The sequence below is a fragment of the Nocardia sp. 348MFTsu5.1 genome (assembly GCF_000383535.1).
Taxonomy (GTDB): domain Bacteria; phylum Actinomycetota; class Actinomycetes; order Mycobacteriales; family Mycobacteriaceae; genus Williamsia; species Williamsia faeni.
In genome coordinates, this window is sequence record NZ_KB911522.1 from 18001 (window position 1) to 34244 (window position 16244).

A 16244-nucleotide genomic window follows, 5' to 3' on the forward strand; every position below is an offset into this window, starting at 1 on the left:
CGGATCAGAAGATGAAGCCGGCAACCAAGCCGATCAAGGCCAGCGCTTCGGTGAATGCGATACCGAGGAACATCGTGGTACGCAGCTGTCCGGCGAGCTCCGGCTGACGCGCGGTACCCTCGATGGTCTTGCCGACAACGATACCGATACCGATACCGGGGCCGATCGCAGCAAGGCCGTATCCGATGGCGCCGAAGTTGAGCTCGCTGATCGAACCGCTTACTTCTGCGAGGTTGCTCATGGTGTTGGGTCCCTTTCTTCATGATCCGCTGGGCGAGGTTTAGCCGCAGCGGCCAGTTTGTTGGTCGAGATGTTTCTGGGGGTAAAACTTCGGTCAGTGATCCGCGGCGTGGTCGGCCAGGTCGATGTAGACGGCCGTCAGCAAGCAGAAGATGTAGGCCTGCAACACGATCACCAGCAGTTCGAAGAAAGTGAATGCGATGCCGCCGAGCAGTGCCGGGAAGCCGAAGATCCAGGTCCAGGCGTCCGTGGTGAAGAAGAAGTACTGGGTGGCGCTGAAGAACAGTACCAACAGGATGTGGCCGGCAAGCATGTTGGCCATCAGACGGACGGTCAGCGTGAACGGCCGCAAGATGAAGGTGGAGAGGAACTCGATCGGTATCAGCAACAAGTGCAGGGCAACCGGGACATCGGGGACGATGATGCTCGACTTGACGTAACCGAAGAAGCCGTACTTCTTGATGCCGACGTAGTTGAAGGTGATGTACGACAGGGCCGCCAGGACGATCGGCATACCGATCAGACCGTTGGACGAGATGTTCAGGAACGGGATGACGCCGGTCATGTTCGTGAACAGCACCGTGAAGAAGATCGTCACGAGAACCGGGAGGAAACGCTTCCCGTTCTCTTTCCCGAGGACACTCTCTGCGATCTGGATACGGACGAAGTCCAGTGCCAGCTCGCCGACATTCTGCAGACCCCGTGGAACCAGCTTCGGGCTGCGGAAGGCCAGCGCGAAGAAGACTGCACAGACCACAGCCATCAACACGCGGATCAGCATCAGACGATCGACTTCGAAGATCGTTCCTTCGAAAAGGACTGCATCAGGGTAAAAGTCGGACAGCGAAGGCGGGTGGTAACCCCCATCGCCTGCCGCGAGGTTCAAGACGCTCAGCACTCTCTCCCGTGCTCTGGCCGCAGGTCAGCATGCCTGCAGTTCGACCGGACATAATTCAGATCAAGCAAAAGTTCTTTACAGACTTCGTGCCGTACACGGCCCCTGGGTTTCCCAGGGCTGAAGTCGCATCTTCTGCGCCTTCTCGCGTGGCACGGCAGTTCGATCACCGGGCTGGTCAAGTCCGGTTCTCTTCCGCGCGCCAACGATAGCAACCGGCTGACAACCGTCATAGTGCGGGTATCTACCAGAGGCCATTACTACCCTGTGTAGTATGTCCGGATTCTAACTCTCTTCGTCCGGGTTGTCATCATCAGCGGTGTCGACGTAGGGAATCTTGGTGGTCATGATCGCGTAGGTCTCGCACCCGAGCACGATGACCATGGCAAACAGAGCCGTCACACCCAGCGCGACGTGATTGAGCGATTCGACGTTCCTCAACGCCGCCAGTGCCAACATCGCCAGCAACAGTTTCAGCAGCCAGGTGCCCATCAGGATCGCGCCCCCGGTCGTCGGCGACGCATCGGCCGTCAGAACCACCACGACCACCGTGAACAGGATGAATCCGCCACCGAACGCTGCACCCACCAGCGCGCCCCAGAAGCCTTCGCTGCCGTCGATCAAACCCCAGACGATCGTGCTGACCACGGTCAGCACCACCAGGCTCAGCGCGCCGTAGCGGATCGCCTTCTGCAGTGGGGTGATCGGTTTGGCGTTGTTCGGGGTGGTCAGTGCTGGATCAGAAGCTTCGCTCACCCTTCCAGGGTAAGGGGCGCTCAGGAAGCGCTGATACCGACACCGGTTCGGTGGCGGTTGCGCAGCCGGGGAACGATCGTCGCGAGCATCGCGATGATCAGGCCTCCACCCAATACCGGCAGCACCACCGATGCCGAGAACAGAGTGCTGGCGGCCGCACTGAATGCCAGGACACCGACCCACAGGTAGATGACCAGGACCACGCGACGATGGGAATGGCCGAGCTCGAGAAGCCGGTGATGCAGATGCATCTTGTCCGGTGTGTAGAAGCCGACGCCGGCGCGCGTACGCCGGATCACCGCCAGCAACATGTCGAGCATCGGGATGAACATGACCGCCGCCACCAGGATGATCGGTGAGAGCAGCGTGAAAACGTCTGCCGGACCGTAAGCATTGATCGCGATACGTCCGGAGGCGCTGGTAGAGGCCGCAGCGAGCATCAGGCCGATGAGCATCGAACCGGAATCCCCCATGAAGATGCGGGCCGGCTGGAAGTTGTGTGGGAGGAAGCCGAGGCAGGCGCCGGCAAGAATCGCCGCGATGAGGGCAGGCGGGTAATAACTGACATCGCCGCCCTGATCGTGGAGAAGTCCCAGCGAGAAGGCACAGATCGCCAGTGCCGCGATCAGCGCGAGGCCCGCGGCCAGTCCGTCGAGACCGTCGACGAAATTCATCGCGTTGACCGTTGCGACGGTGACCGCGATGGTGAGCAGGCCCGATTGCAGCGGGTCGAGGATGACGGTCCCGATATCCCCGAACGGGACCGCGACGACTGTCCAGCTCAGACCCATGAGCACCAGAACACCGGCAGCGGTGAGCTGACCGACGAATTTGGTGAGCGCGTCGATACCCCACCTGTCGTCGATGATGCCGACCAGCACGATGACCCCGCCGGCAACCACCACGGCGTTCATGTCGTCGGTGTAGTCGAAACCCCGGGTCAGTGCCGGCAGTTCGCCGGCCAGGATCATGCCTGCCAGCACGCCGATATACATGCCGACGCCACCCAGACGTGGGGTCGGAATCGCGTGGACGTCGCGGTTACGAGGCACCGCGACTGCGCCGGTCCGGGTGGCGACGACGCGCACCAGGCCGGTGATCAGGTAAGTGATGAGTGCTGCACACAAGCCGACCAGCATCAACTCACGCAGCGGTACACCGGCACCGCTGCTGGTGAGACCGGACTGGGCGGCGATCAACACACCGTTGCCCTCACTCACCGACGTCGAATAGGCCACGGGCACAAACGATACTGGTGACAGACATTCGGGTCAGACCCGCAGACTCTCGACGTCGGTGCCGATGACCTCGGCGATCTCCTCGGAGCTGATCGCACCTTCGCGCAGGATCTTGGGGGTGACATCGGTCAGGTCGACGATCGTCGACGGCACGGCTTTCGCCGCTGGTCCGCCGTCGAGGTAGACCGCGACGGACTCCCCCAGCTGCTCGCGGGCCTGCTCTGCGGTCGTGGCCGGTGGCCGGCCGGAGATGTTCGCACTCGACACCGCCATCGGGCCCACCTCGCGCAACACCTCGATCGCCACCGGGTGGAGCGGCATCCGCAGCATCACGGTGCCCCTGGTGTCACCAAGATCCCAGGCCAGCGACGGGGCCTGGTGCACGACCAGACTCAAACCGCCGGGCCAGAACGCCCGGGTCAGCTCGCGCGCCGTCGGTGACACCGAGAGGACCAGCCCGTCGATGGTCGTCCACGACCCCACCAGGACCGGCACCGGCATGTCACGGCCTCGGCCCTTCGCGGCCAGCAGGCTGTTGACCGCCTCGGAATCAAAAGCGTCGCAACCGATCCCATAAAGGGTGTCGGTAGGCATGACGATCAGGCGGCCACCCTTGGCAGCGCCGACCGCGGCGCGCAGGCCGGCGGACCGCGCTCCGGGATTACTGCAATCGAACGTAGTGCTCACGGCGTCCATCCTTGCACGTTGCCCGAGGCCGATCAGCGACGCGTGGCGGTGACAAACCGCGCGCGGTCGGCGAGATCGTGGTTCTGGGTGATCGAACCGAAGCGCCCGTCGGTCTCGAGCGCGTCCATCACGAGGTTGCCGGTGGTGTCGTCGTGTTCCATCCCGACCGCACAGCCGGGGCGCAGAATGCGGGCGACGACCGAGATCATCGGTGTGATCACGCTCATCCCGTCGGCACCACCGAACAACGCAGTCGCCGGGTCGTAGTCGGCCACCTCGACCGGGAGCTCTGCCCCCACCGGGATATACGGCGGATTCGACACCACGAGATCGGCATGGACCTCCGGCAAGATGTTCGGATCGGCCGCGTCGCCGAGGTGCACGGTGACCCGGTCCCCAACCTCGGCCGGCATCCGAGACAGGTTGTGGCACAGCCATTTGTATGCAGCGTCGTCGATTTCGACGGCATGCACCTCGGCGCCGGAATGGCCGACGGCCAGTGCCAGCGCCAATGCACCGCTACCGCTGCACAGATCGACCACCACCGGGTGCGACATCTTCTCAATCTGCTCCAGGGCCCACGCGTAGAGCAGTTCCGTCTCCATCCGTGGGATGAAGACCCCGGGACCGACCTCGAGTTCGATCGGTCCGAAAGCAACGTGGCCGACGATGTGCTGAAGGGGTTCACGCCGTGCACGTCGATCGACGAGTTCGCGATAGCGATTTGCCTCGGCGTCCGACAGCTCGTCGACCACGATCAGCTCACCGACCGACCGGCCGAGTACAAACGCGAGCAGCAGGCCCGCATCGACCTGCGCGTTGGGTACTCCGGCCGCGGACAGTTGCGCGGCAGCAGCCCGGCGAACTTGCTTGGCGCTCACTCCGCCTCGAGGCGGGCCTGACGATCCGCAGCGCTGAGCGCGTCGAGGAGCGCATCCATGTCGCCGGCCAGCACCGCATCGAGATTCTGCGCCTTGTAGCCGATGCGATGGTCGGTCACGCGGTTCTCCGGGTAGTTGTAGGTGCGAATCCGCTCGGAACGGTCGACCGTACGGATCTGAGCTGCCCGGCCCTGCGATGCCTCGGCGTTGGCGGCCTCTTCCGCGACGACTTGCAACCGGGCCGCGAGGACCTGCATGGCACGTGCCTTGTTCTGCAACTGTGAGCGTTCGTTCTGGCAGGTCACCACGATCCCGGTGGGCAGATGGGTGAGCCGGACCGCGGAGTCGGTGGTGTTGACACCCTGTCCGCCCTTGCCGGAGCTGCGATAGACGTCGACTCGGAGATCGTTTTCGTCGATCTGAACCTGTTCGACCTCGTCCGGTTCGGGGAAGATCAGGACACCTGCCGCCGAGGTGTGGATGCGACCTTGCGATTCGGTGACCGGAACGCGCTGCACGCGGTGGACTCCGCCTTCGAACTTCAACCGGGCCCACACGCCGTCGAGTCCCTCACCCTTGGACTTGATGGAGATGGTGGCATCTTTGTATCCGCCCAGGTCGGATTCCGTCATACCCAGCGTCTGGGCCTTCCAGCCTTGGCGCTCACAGTATTTGAGATACATCCGCGCGAGATCGGAGGCGAACAGCGCCGATTCCTCACCACCGGCACCGGATTTGATCTCCAGCACCACGTCGTCGGCGTCATGCGGATCGCGGGGCGACAGCAGATCGGTCAGTGCCTCATCGAGGGTGGCGACGGTCTCCTCGAGCTCCGGGATCTCGGCGGCAAACGCACTGTCGTCGGCTGCGAGCTCGCGCGCCGCTTCCAAATCGTCCTGTGCTGCCTGAAGTTTCGTGTACGTCGCCATGATCGGGGCGAGTTCGGCGAACCGCTTGCCCACCCGCCGCGCGGCAGTCGGATCGTTGTGCAACGAGGGATCGGACATCTGGCTCTGCAAGCCGGCATGCTCGGCAAGGATGTCGTCGATCGCGGATGGATCGGAAGTACTCATGACTTGATTCCTTGACGATGTGGCTGCGACGAAATGGCTGCGGAGCCGTGACGGGGTGGCCGGGATGGGCGCAGGGGAAAGAAAAAACCGGCGCCTGACCCGCCACAGGGCAGAGTCAGACGCCGGTTGTACAAGCTAGTTGTCTGCTGCGTCTTTCTTTGCAGCGGCCCGCTTGCCGTAACGCTTCTCGAAGCGCGCAACACGGCCGCCGGTGTCGAGAATCTTCTGCTTGCCCGTGTAGAACGGGTGGCACTGCGAGCAGACCTCGACGTTGATCCGACCCGACGCCTGGGTGGAGTGGGTCTGGAAAGTGTTCCCGCAGCCGCAGACCACAGTGGTCTCGACGTAGTCGGGGTGGATTCCCTGCTTCATTCTGGTGTCCCTTTCATGGTCGCCGGGTCACCTTCGCGGATCGAAGGTGTGAACCGGAACCGGACTCGACCGCTCAGTATGCCAGAACAGCCTCCCGACCTGCGAATCGCCTTCGCGCGATCGAGCTGACGGCCTGCATTGCGGCACGGTTATGTCAACAACGATGTGCCCCGGATATTCCAGCAGACCGGGTTACCGCCGCCCTCACGATCCCCCACCGTCCGAGCCCGGACCAGAGACGGTCGCCGAGTTCTGACATCTGACAGGATGGTGCCGCAGCAGATCCATCGCGGATCGGGGCCGAGCAGACAGGTGACAACGTGAAACCAGCGGTACTACTCGCGGCGACCGGATTATTGCTGGTCATCGGCCTCAGTGGTTGCACGTCGGACCAGTCGGGTGACCCCGTCGCCGCCGGCGGCAGTGGTTCCGGCGGCAGTACAACCCAGGATTTCATTCCCAGCCGCTCCAATCCTGACCCGACCGATCAGATCGATGGCGTGCTGAAGGTCTACTACCCCTCAGCCGAACACGTCCCGGGCACCCAGAAGGTTGCATACACGTACGAGCCGCCGATCGGCGGTCGTCACGACTCCGTCTGGGCAACATGCACCGGCATGGTGTACCCCATCGCCATCCGGACCGAAAACGCCGTCCACTCCCTCGAACACGGCGCTGTGTGGGTCACATACAAACCCGACGACCTCGACGCGGACCAGATCAGCGAACTCGAGCAGCGGGTCGATGGCCTCAACTACATGCTCATGTCGCCGTATCCGGGTCTCGACCAACCGATCTCATTGCAGTCGTGGGGGCACCAGCTGACGGTCTCGGACGTCGACGACCCGCGGATCGACCAGTTCATCACCGCCACCAGGCAGAACACGCAGGCCGGTGTATACGACGAAAATCCCACGGCGACCGGCTATCCCGAACCCGGCGCCACCTGCGCGACGGTGCCGGGGCGCTTCGACCCGACCGATCCCCCACCCTTCGAGCCGGGACCGGGCACCGTACCCGAGAGCTGACCCCGCGCAGCCGGCAGACGACGAACAAACCCACCTCCTCCAGCCGTTACCACACGTTGCAGACGTGTGGATATGGCTGAAAGAGGTGGGTTTGTTGTTGGTGCTGGGGACGATTCAGTCGTCCTTCATGTTCCCCGGTGCGGTCTTCTGCACCTGCATCAGGAACTCCATGTTGTTCTTGGTCTTCTTCAACTGGCTGACCAACAGATCGATGGCCTGCTGCGAGTCCAGTCCGGAAAGCACACGGCGCAGCTTGTGCACGATGGAGAACTCCTCCGGCGACAGCAGCAACTCGTCCTTACGGGTACTGGACAGATTGACGTCCACCGCCGGGAACACGCGACGCTCCGAGATCTTGCGATCCAGTTTGAGCTCCGCGTTACCGGTGCCCTTGAACTCCTCGAAAATGACGGTGTCACCGGTGGATCCGGTCTCGACCAGGGCCGAGGCGATGATCGTCAGTGATCCACCGTTTTCGATGTTCCGGGCCGCACCGAGGAAGCGCTTCGGCGGGTAGAGCGCCGTGGAATCGACACCACCGGACAGGATTCGGCCAGAGGCCGGTGACGCGTTGTTGTAGGCACGACCCAGGCGGGTGATCGAATCAAGCAGGACGACAACGTCTTTGCCGTCTTCGACGAGACGCTTGGCCCGCTCGATGGCGAGCTCGGCGACCGACGTGTGATCTGACGGCGGCCGGTCGAAGGTGGAGGCGATGACCTCACCCTTGACCGAACGCTGCATGTCGGTGACCTCTTCAGGCCGCTCGTCGACCAGGACAACCATGAGGTAGCACTCGGGGTTGTTGATCGAGATCGCGTTGGCGATGTTCTGCAGGATCGTGGTCTTACCCGCCTTGGGCGGTGAGACGATCAGCGCGCGCTGGCCCTTGCCGATGGGCATGACCAGGTCGATGACGCGGGTCGAGATCCGCTCGCTCGTGGTTTCCAGACGCAGTCGCTGGTTCGGGTACAGCGGAGTCAGCTTGTTGAATTCCGGTCGCCGCTTGGCGGTTTCGACGTCGGCACCGTTCACCGAATCGAGGCGGACGAGCGGATTGAACTTCTGACGCTGGTTGGACTGGTCGCCTTCACGGGCCACCTTGACCGCACCGGTGATCGCGTCACCGCGACGCAGACCGTTCTTGCGGATCAGGTTCATCGACACGTAAACGTCGTTCTGGCCTGCGAGGTAACCGGAAGTGCGGACGAAGGCGTAGTTGTCGAGGACGTCGAGAATGCCCGCGACCGGCTGCAACACATCGTCGTCGGAGATCTGCGGTTCGCCACCACCGGCTGGGCCGTCGGTGCGATCGCGTCCACGGCGACGCTCACGGAAGCGGCGACCGCGACGACCGCGGCCGTCTCCGTCGTCGTCGGGACCGTTGTCGCGGTTGTTGTCGCGGTTGTTGTTGCGCGGCCCGCTGCCCTGACCATCGGAATTGCGGTTGTCCGCGTTGCGATTGTCACGGTTGTCGACGCGAGTGTCGGAACCACGGTTGTCACCGCGGTTGTCGGCGCCCCGATTGTCGCGGTTCTGGCCGCCCTCGCGATTCTGGCCGCCGGATGCTCCGTCGCGCCCGCCCTGGTTGTCGCGGGCGGTGTTCTGGCCGTCACGGTTCTGCTGCCCGTCACGTCCACGACGACGCTGACGACGCTGGTCAGAGCCATCGCCGGAGTCACTGTCGTCGCCTGAATCGGCGTTTTCGGTGGTGACTGCGGCATTCGAGCCGGCGTCATCGGCAGGCGCGTCGGTCCTGTCGGCAGGCGCACCACGGCGCCGCTCACGACGACCGGACTCGGCCGGAGCCGATTCAGCAGTGGCGTCGGCGGCCGGGGCCTGCTTGGTTTCGGCGCCCCTGGCCTCGGCGACCTGGTCGGCCTTCGCCGGGGCGGGCTGTTCGGTCGGGGCGCTCGTCGGCGCCGCAACATCGGCCTTGACCTCGGCCTTCTCGGCCGGAGCGCGGGTGGCCGCAGCTTTGGTCTTGGCGGGCGCAGCAGCAGCAGAACCGCTCTGACGCTCCTTGATGGCAGCGATCAGGTCGCTCTTTCGCATACCTGATGTGCCTTTGATCCCGAGCTCGCCGGCGAGGCCGCGCAGCTCGGTGAGAACCATCCCCGACAGTCCGGTGCCACGACGACGTTCGGCTTTGGGAGTATCGACTCCGCCGAGGTCAAGCGTGTTTTCCGCACCCGATGCGTTGATGAGGTCCGTATCCGTCAACGGATATCCTTTCCTTCCCCCGCCGGTAGATTCGCGAGGGCCAGTTTCTCGCACCCGGAGACCAGGTGAGAGGTGCCGCTATTTTGAGCGGTCTATCAGGCTTTGTGTCGTGTGCCGCACTTCAATTTCACGGACTGACGTCCGCGGGCTGTGACCGTTGAATTTCACAATTTCGTGAGAAGCGCGCGTGGTGAAACTTTCGCGGCGGGACGGGTACATGCTAACCACGATCAACGATATGAGCAACACTTTGCACTGACGGCGTGTTCCCTGAGGGTGGACGGGCCAGATGGCCCGACCCTTCCTCAGTGTACGACTACTCCCGGCGCGATCTCTACCTCGCCCAGCGCGAATCCCAGTTCTGCTGCCATCTCCTGGGATCCGGCGGGCAACGGCGATGCCGTCAGCGCGAGGACGGTCGGCCCGGCACCGGACACGGTGGCCGGAACATCCCGGTCCCGTAGCCACCGAACCAATTCCGCGGTGGCCGGCATGACCGGAGCGCGGTACTCCTGGTGCAGACGATCCTCCGTCGCCGCGAACAGGAGACCGGGATCGGTGGTGAGCGCCACAACCGCCAGGGCCGCACGGCTCACGTTGAACACCGCGTCGCCGCGCGCGACCGCATCCGGCAGCAGCCCGCGGGTGAGTGCGGTCGACGACTCGACCTGCGGAATCATCACAAACGCGCGGATCGACGGATGGAGGTCGAGTTTGCTGGCGAAATAGCGCGCCTCGTGCGGCGCGTCGGTCTCCAGTGCCGGATGCATGTGTCCGCCCGCAACGTCCGACCACGACACGACAGCCGAGCCGAGCACACTCGCCGACGCGTTGTCCGGGTGCCCTTCGAACTCCGAGGCGAGCTGAACCAGCATGTCGGTCGACAGCGGGGTGCCGACACCCGCTGCGCGAACCAGTCCCGCCGCCGCCGCCAGTCCCCCGACCACTGCAGATGCCGACGATCCCAGACCCCTGGAGTGCGGAATGCTGTTCCGGCACTCGACATCAAGCCCCGGGACCGTCACTCCGGCCGCCGCGAGACCGCGATTGATCGCCCGGACCACGAGATGGGTCGCGTCGAGGGGAACCCCTTGGGCGCCTTCCCCGCTCACGCTGATCCGCAGTCCGGGTCCGGCGACGGTCACCGAGACATCGTCGTAGATGCCCAGTGCGATACCGAGGGTGTCGAAGCCGGGTCCGAGATTGGCACTCGACGCCGGAACGCGAGCGCTTACCTGCAGACCGGCCGGCAGAACAAAATTCATACCGCGCGCTTCAACTTGCCAACGCGTTCGGAACAACGTGTGCGAAGGTGCCCATCAGCTCAACCCCAGCGCCCTGGCAACCGCAACCGGGTCCACCGGGATCGCTTCGACCGGCGGAATGCCCGCCAGCGCGGTGTCAGGGTCCTTCAAGCCATTGCCCGTGACAGTGCAGACCACCAGTTCACCGGCCGAGATCCAGCCGTCGGCGCGAGCCGCCAGCAGACCGGCCACACTCGCCGCCGAAGCCGGCTCCACGAAAACGCCCTCGCGTCCGGCGATCAACCGGTAGGCCTCGAGCAGTTTCTCGTCGGTCGCCGCCCGGAACTGACCGCCCGACTCCTCCTTTGCCGCCACGGCCTGGTTCCAGCTGGCCGGAGATCCGATGCGGATCGCGGTGGCGATGGTCTCGGGATTCTTGACCGGGGCGCCGTTCACGAGCGGCGCAGCACCGGCCGCCTGGACACCGAGCATCCGCGGCAACGAATCGACGACACCGTCGCGGTGGTATTCGGTGTAGCCCTTCCAATATGCGGTGATGTTTCCGGCGTTTCCGACCGGCAGGGCATGCACATCGGGAGCTCGGCCGAGCACGTCCATGATCTCGAAGGCTGCAGTTTTCTGGCCCTCGATGCGGGCCGGGTTGACCGAGTTCACCAGCTCGATCTCCGGGAACTCAGCGGTCGCCTTACGCGCGAGTTCGAGACAGTCGTCGAAATTGCCCTGCACCTGAATGATTTTCGCGCCGTGCATGATTGCCTGGGCGAGCTTGCCCATGGCGATCTTGCCCTCGGGGATCAGAACCGCGCAGGTGATGCCGGCGCGCGTCGCGTAGGCGGCGGCGGACGCCGAGGTGTTGCCGGTCGACGCACACAGGACGGCGGTCTTGCCGTTGTTGACGGCATTGCTGACCGCCATCGTCATCCCACGGTCCTTGAACGAACCGGTCGGGTTGAGGCCTTCGACCTTGAGATAGACCTCGCAGCCGGTGATCTCGGACAGATGCGGGGCGCTGATCAGCGGGGTGCCGCCTTCGAGGAGGGTGACAACCTTCCAGTCGTCGCCCACCGGGAGCCGGTCCCGGTAGGCCTCGATCAGGCCGGGCCATGCACTGTGCACGGCTGCTGACTCACTCATTGGTTCCCTCCAGTCGCAAAACACTCGAAACACTCAACACCGAATCCAATTTCTCCAGCGCCGCAACGGTTTCCGACAACGCGGCATCCGGTGCACGATGCGTGACAACCACCAGCCGGGCATCTTCACCGGCGCCTTCCTGGCGGACCGTGGAGATACTGATGTTGCGCGAGCTGAACTCACCGGCAACCGTCGACAACACCCCGGGCTTGTCGGCAACCCGCATCGACACGTAGTAGCGCGTCCGGACGTCGCCCATCGGTGCGATCGGCAACGACGCATAGGTCGATTCCAATGGCCCACGGCCACCGTGAACCTTGTTACGCGCCGCCATCACCAGGTCTCCCAACACTGCGGAGGCGGTCGGTGCGCCACCGGCTCCCTGCCCGTAGAACATGAGCCGACCGGCGTTCTCGGCCTCGACGACCACCGCGTTGAAGGCACCGTTGACCGCGGCGAGCGGATGCTCCAGCGGCACCAGCGCGGGATAGACGCGGGCCGAAATCCGTTGCGTACCATCCTCGGCGACGATGCGCTCGCAGATGGACAGCAACTTGACCGTGCAGTCGAGCGCTTTCGCCGACGCGAGGTCGTGCGCGGTGATGTTCGAGATGCCCTCGCGGTAGACGTTCAGCGCGGTCACCCGCGAGTGAAACGCGATCGATGCGAGGATCGCGGCCTTGGCCGCGGCGTCGTATCCTTCGACGTCGGCTGTCGGATCGGCTTCGGCGTATCCGAGCCGGCCGGCCTCGGCCAGCGTCTCGTTGTAGTCGCTGCCGTCCGCGTCCATCGCCGAGAGGATGAAGTTGGTGGTGCCGTTGACGATTCCCGCCACCTTGGTCACCGTATCGCCGGCCAGCGACTGCATCAGCGGCCGGATCACGGGGATCGCTCCGGCCACGGCCGCCTCGAAGTAGAGGTCGACCTTGGCGGTCGCGGCGGCCGTCGCGAGCTCACCGGTGTAGTCGGCAAGGAGCGCCTTGTTGGCGGTCACCACCGACTTACCGCTCTGCAATGCCTCGCGAATGAGCATGCGCGGCGGGTCGATTCCGCCCATCAGTTCGACAACGATGTCGACGTCCTCGCGGGCGACGAGGTCTTCTGGCTTGTCGGTGAGCAGCGCCGGATCGATACCACGCGGTTTACCGAGGTCGCGGACCGCAACGCCACGAATCTCCATCGGCGCACCGACGCGGGCCGTCAGATCTGCGGCATTGTCGGTGAGGATGCGTACCACCTCGGTACCGACGTTGCCCATTCCGAGTATCGCGACACCAATGGCGCGCGTGCTGTTCTCCGTCATTCGTTCACCTCCAAGCTCAACAAATCCTCAACGGTCTCGCGCCGCAGCATCACCCGCGAGGCACCGCCCTTCACCGCGACCACTGCCGGTCGCGTCACCATGTTGTACCGACTCGACATCGTGTAGCAGTACGCACCGGTGGCGCCGACCATCAGAATGTCTCCGGGTGCGACGTCTCCGGGCAGCCAGCAATCCTTGACGACGATGTCGCCGCTCTCGCAGTGCTTTCCGACGACCCGGCTCACCACCGCATCGGCGGACGACACCCGCGAGGCCAGGCGCACATCGTATTCCGCCTGGTACAGAGCGGTCCGGATGTTGTCGCTCATGCCACCGTCGACCGACACGTAGCGCCGTTGCGCCCCGCCTGCCGCGAGCTGCACGTCCTTGACGGTGCCGACGGTGTAGAGCGTGACACCGGCCGGACCCGCGATCGCACGGCCCGGTTCGACAGCGATCGTCGGCGTGGGCAGCCCGAGTGCAGCCGACTCCCGCTCGACGATGATCGCAAGCTTGTCGGCAACTTCCTGAACAGGCGGTGGATCATCCGACGGGAGGTAGGAAATACCAAGTCCGCCACCGAGATCCAGAATCGACAGTTGCGCGGTCTTCTCGACGCCGAATTCGCCGACAACCTCCTTGAGGAGGCCGAGCACCCGATGCGCCGCCAATTCGAACCCATCGACCTCGAATATCTGTGAACCGATGTGGCTGTGCAGACCGACCAGCCGGAGGTTGTCCGTGGCGAAGACCCGTCGGACCGCATCCATCGCCATCCCGCCGGCCAGGGAGAACCCGAACTTCTGGTCCTCGTGGGCGGTGGAGATGAACTCGTGCGTGTGCGCCTCGACACCGACGGTGATCCGGATGAGAACGTCCTGGACCACCCCGAGCCGGCCGGCGATCTCGTCGAGTCGCTCGATCTCGATCATCGAGTCGAGAACCACGTGCTCGACGCCCGACGATGCGGCCAACTCGAGTTCCGGAATCGACTTGTTGTTGCCGTGCAACGCAATCCGATTGGCCGGGAACCCCGCGCGTAGAGCCACGGTCAGCTCCCCTGACGAACACACGTCCAGGGACAGCCCCTCGGACTGCACCCAGCGGGCGATTTCCGACGACAGAAATGCCTTGGACGCGTAGTGCACGTGTTCTGCGGAACCGAAAGCCTTTGCCATCTCGGCGCAACGGGCGCGGAAGTCGTCCTCGTTGATGACGAACAGAGGCGTGTCGTACTTCTCCGCCAACTCGGTGACCGGAATGCCGCCGATCCGCGCGACGTCGTTGCTGTCGCGGTCGGTGCCCTGCGGATAGACATGAGCCGGCAACTGTGCCAGATCGGCTGCGCTGTTGGGCCTTTCGGCGAGACGAGGTGCTGCCAGCACCTCCGCGTGGCGAGGGCCGGCGGGGTGTGCGTTCACATTCGCTCCGGTGCGCTGACGCCGACCATCGCCAAACCGTTGGCGACGACCTGCTTGGTGGCGCCGCACAGTGCCAGCCGTGCGGCGTGGATATCGGTCGGTTCCTCGTCGCCCTGGGGCAGCACGCGGCACCGATCGTAGAACTTGTGATACGTGCTGGCGAGCGATTCGAGATAGCGACAGATGCGGTGTGGCTCACGCAATTCCGCGGCCGTGGAGACCACCGCCGGGAAGTCACCGAGCGTGCGGATCAGGTCGCCTTCGGCCGGATCGATCAGCAACTCGAGGTGGTCTGTAGAGGCCACCAGCCCCAGCGTCTCGGCGTTGCGGCCGATCGCGCTGAGCCGGGCGTGTGCGTATTGCACGTAGTAGACCGGGTTTTCGTTCGACTGGCTGACCAGCAGATCCAGGTCGATGTCGATGTTGACGTCGACCGACGAACGGATCAGCGAGTAACGGGCGGCGTCCACGCCCACCGCCTCGACGAGATCGTCGAGCGTGATCACGGTTCCGGCGCGCTTGCTCATCCGGACCGGTTGGCCGTCCTTGACCAGATTCACCATCTGGCCGATCAGGACCTCGAGCCGATCCGGGTCGTCGCCGAGGGCGGCCGCGGCCGCCTTCAGGCGCACCACGTAGCCGTGGTGATCGGCGCCGAGCATGTAGATGCAGAGGTCGAAGCCACGATCGCGCTTGTCCTTGAAATACGCGATATCGCCGGCGATGTAGGCGGCTTCGCCGTCACTCTTGATAACAACCCGGTCTTTGTCATCACCGAACGCGGTGGATCGCAGCCACCAGGCGCCATCGTTCTCGTACAGGTTGCCGTTCGCCTTGAGCTCGACGATCGCCTTGTCGACCTGTCCGGAGTCGAACATCTTGTTCTCGTGCGTGTAGACGTCGAAGTCGACGCCGAACTCGTGAAGGTTCTGCTTGATCTGCGTGAACATCAGGTCCACGCCGTGGGCGCGGAAGGTTTCGAGCCGATCGGCCTCGGGGCGGGCCAGTGCATCGGGCACCTCGGCGACGATCTGCGACGCGATGTCGTTGATGTACGCGCCGGCGTAGCCGTCTTCGGGTGCCGGCTCGCCCAGGGCGGCGGCCAGGAGCGACCGCGCGAAGCGGTCGATCTGGGCACCGTGGTCGTTGAAGTAATACTCGCGGGTCACCGCGGCACCCGCGGCCGACAACACCCGTCCCAGGGCGTCACCGACGGCAGCCCAGCGAGTACCTCCGAGATGGATGGGACCGGTGGGGTTGGCCGAGACGAACTCGAGGTTCACCTTCAGGCCGTCGTAGATCGTGCCGGTGCCGTAGGACTCGCCACCGGTCAGCACGTTCGCGACAACCGCGTTCTGTGCGTCCGCGGCGAGGCGGATGTTCACGAATCCGGGCCCGGCGATGTCCGCGGTGGCGATCCCGTCACGCGAGATCAGTTCAGTGGCCAGCCATCCGGCCAGCTCGCGGGGATTTGCTCCGACCTTCTTGCCGAGTTGGAGTGCAATATTGGTGGCGTAATCGCCATGTTCGGGATTTCGTGGGCGTTCCACGACAACAGAGTCCGGCAGCGCGGACACATCGAGTCCGTGGTCGGTGAGCACTGTGGAGGTGGCGGCATGCAGGAGTACCGCGAGGTCGGCGGGGGTCACGATGCACCATCCTATTGGCCGACCGATCGTCAAAGACAATCGCATTGACTTGGCACCCGTCACCGCGGGAGCACGCCGC

General features: G+C 64.3%; 15 protein-coding genes. 1 reads left to right on the forward strand and 14 read right to left on the reverse strand.

What is annotated here, in order from left to right:
- Positions 1-4: 4 nt before the first annotated feature.
- From H290_RS0122105 to rpmE, 8 genes are all read right to left on the reverse strand, one after another.
- Positions 5-241, reverse strand: a complete 237-nt coding sequence (locus H290_RS0122105; protein ID WP_020109020.1) for an ATP synthase F0 subunit C — start codon at positions 239-241, stop codon at positions 5-7.
- A gap of 93 nt (positions 242-334) precedes the next feature.
- Positions 335-1138, reverse strand: coding sequence for a F0F1 ATP synthase subunit A (gene atpB / locus H290_RS0122110; protein WP_020109021.1), 804 nt, complete (start codon positions 1136-1138; stop codon positions 335-337).
- Between the two features lie 282 nt (positions 1139-1420).
- Entirely contained in the window at positions 1421-1891 is a 471-nt protein-coding gene (locus H290_RS0122115) for a hypothetical protein (RefSeq protein WP_020109022.1), read from the reverse strand.
- Between the two features lie 20 nt (positions 1892-1911).
- Complete coding sequence (locus tag H290_RS0122120) at positions 1912-3129, reverse strand: MraY family glycosyltransferase (RefSeq protein WP_020109023.1); 1218 nt, start codon at positions 3127-3129, stop codon at positions 1912-1914.
- Positions 3130-3162: 33 nt separating this feature from the next.
- Positions 3163-3816: an L-threonylcarbamoyladenylate synthase gene (locus tag H290_RS0122125; protein WP_028463539.1), complete on the reverse strand. Its 654-nt coding sequence runs from the start codon at positions 3814-3816 to the stop codon at positions 3163-3165.
- 32 nt (positions 3817-3848) lie between these two features.
- Positions 3849-4697, reverse strand: a complete 849-nt coding sequence (prmC, locus tag H290_RS0122130; protein ID WP_020109025.1) for a peptide chain release factor N(5)-glutamine methyltransferase — start codon at positions 4695-4697, stop codon at positions 3849-3851.
- A complete protein-coding gene (gene prfA / locus H290_RS0122135; protein ID WP_020109026.1) occupies positions 4694-5770 on the reverse strand; it encodes a peptide chain release factor 1 in 1077 nt (358 codons plus the stop codon). Before prfA ends, prmC begins: the two co-directional genes overlap by 4 nt.
- 135 nt (positions 5771-5905) lie before the next feature.
- Positions 5906-6142 (reverse strand): 50S ribosomal protein L31, encoded by a 237-nt coding sequence (gene rpmE / locus H290_RS0122140; protein ID WP_020109027.1) that lies wholly within the window; start codon positions 6140-6142, stop codon positions 5906-5908.
- Positions 6143-6462: 320 nt separating this feature from the next.
- Here rpmE and H290_RS0122145 point away from each other — a divergent pair, with 320 nt between their 5' ends.
- Positions 6463-7170 carry a DUF3105 domain-containing protein gene (locus H290_RS0122145; protein WP_020109028.1) on the forward strand — a complete coding sequence of 236 codons (708 nt, stop codon included), beginning with the start codon at positions 6463-6465 and terminating at the stop codon, positions 7168-7170.
- 114 nt (positions 7171-7284) lie between these two features.
- Here the strand turns inward: H290_RS0122145 and rho are convergent, their stop codons facing one another.
- From rho to argS, 6 genes are all read right to left on the reverse strand, one after another.
- Positions 7285-9393 (reverse strand): transcription termination factor Rho, encoded by a 2109-nt coding sequence (gene rho, locus H290_RS0122150; RefSeq protein WP_020109029.1) that lies wholly within the window; start codon positions 9391-9393, stop codon positions 7285-7287.
- 305 nt (positions 9394-9698) lie between these two features.
- Positions 9699-10658: a homoserine kinase gene (gene thrB / locus H290_RS0122155; protein WP_020109030.1), complete on the reverse strand. Its 960-nt coding sequence runs from the start codon at positions 10656-10658 to the stop codon at positions 9699-9701.
- A gap of 54 nt (positions 10659-10712) precedes the next feature.
- A complete protein-coding gene (thrC, locus tag H290_RS0122160) occupies positions 10713-11792 on the reverse strand; it encodes a threonine synthase (protein WP_020109031.1) in 1080 nt (359 codons plus the stop codon).
- Positions 11785-13095, reverse strand: coding sequence for a homoserine dehydrogenase (locus H290_RS0122165; RefSeq protein WP_020109032.1), 1311 nt, complete (start codon positions 13093-13095; stop codon positions 11785-11787). The genes thrC and H290_RS0122165 overlap by 8 nt, the downstream gene beginning before the upstream one ends.
- Positions 13092-14516, reverse strand: a complete 1425-nt coding sequence (gene lysA / locus H290_RS0122170) for a diaminopimelate decarboxylase (protein ID WP_020109033.1) — start codon at positions 14514-14516, stop codon at positions 13092-13094. The genes H290_RS0122165 and lysA overlap by 4 nt, the downstream gene beginning before the upstream one ends.
- A complete protein-coding gene (argS, locus tag H290_RS0122175; RefSeq protein WP_020109034.1) occupies positions 14513-16165 on the reverse strand; it encodes an arginine--tRNA ligase in 1653 nt (550 codons plus the stop codon). Before argS ends, lysA begins: the two co-directional genes overlap by 4 nt.
- Positions 16166-16244: the final 79 nt, after the last annotated feature.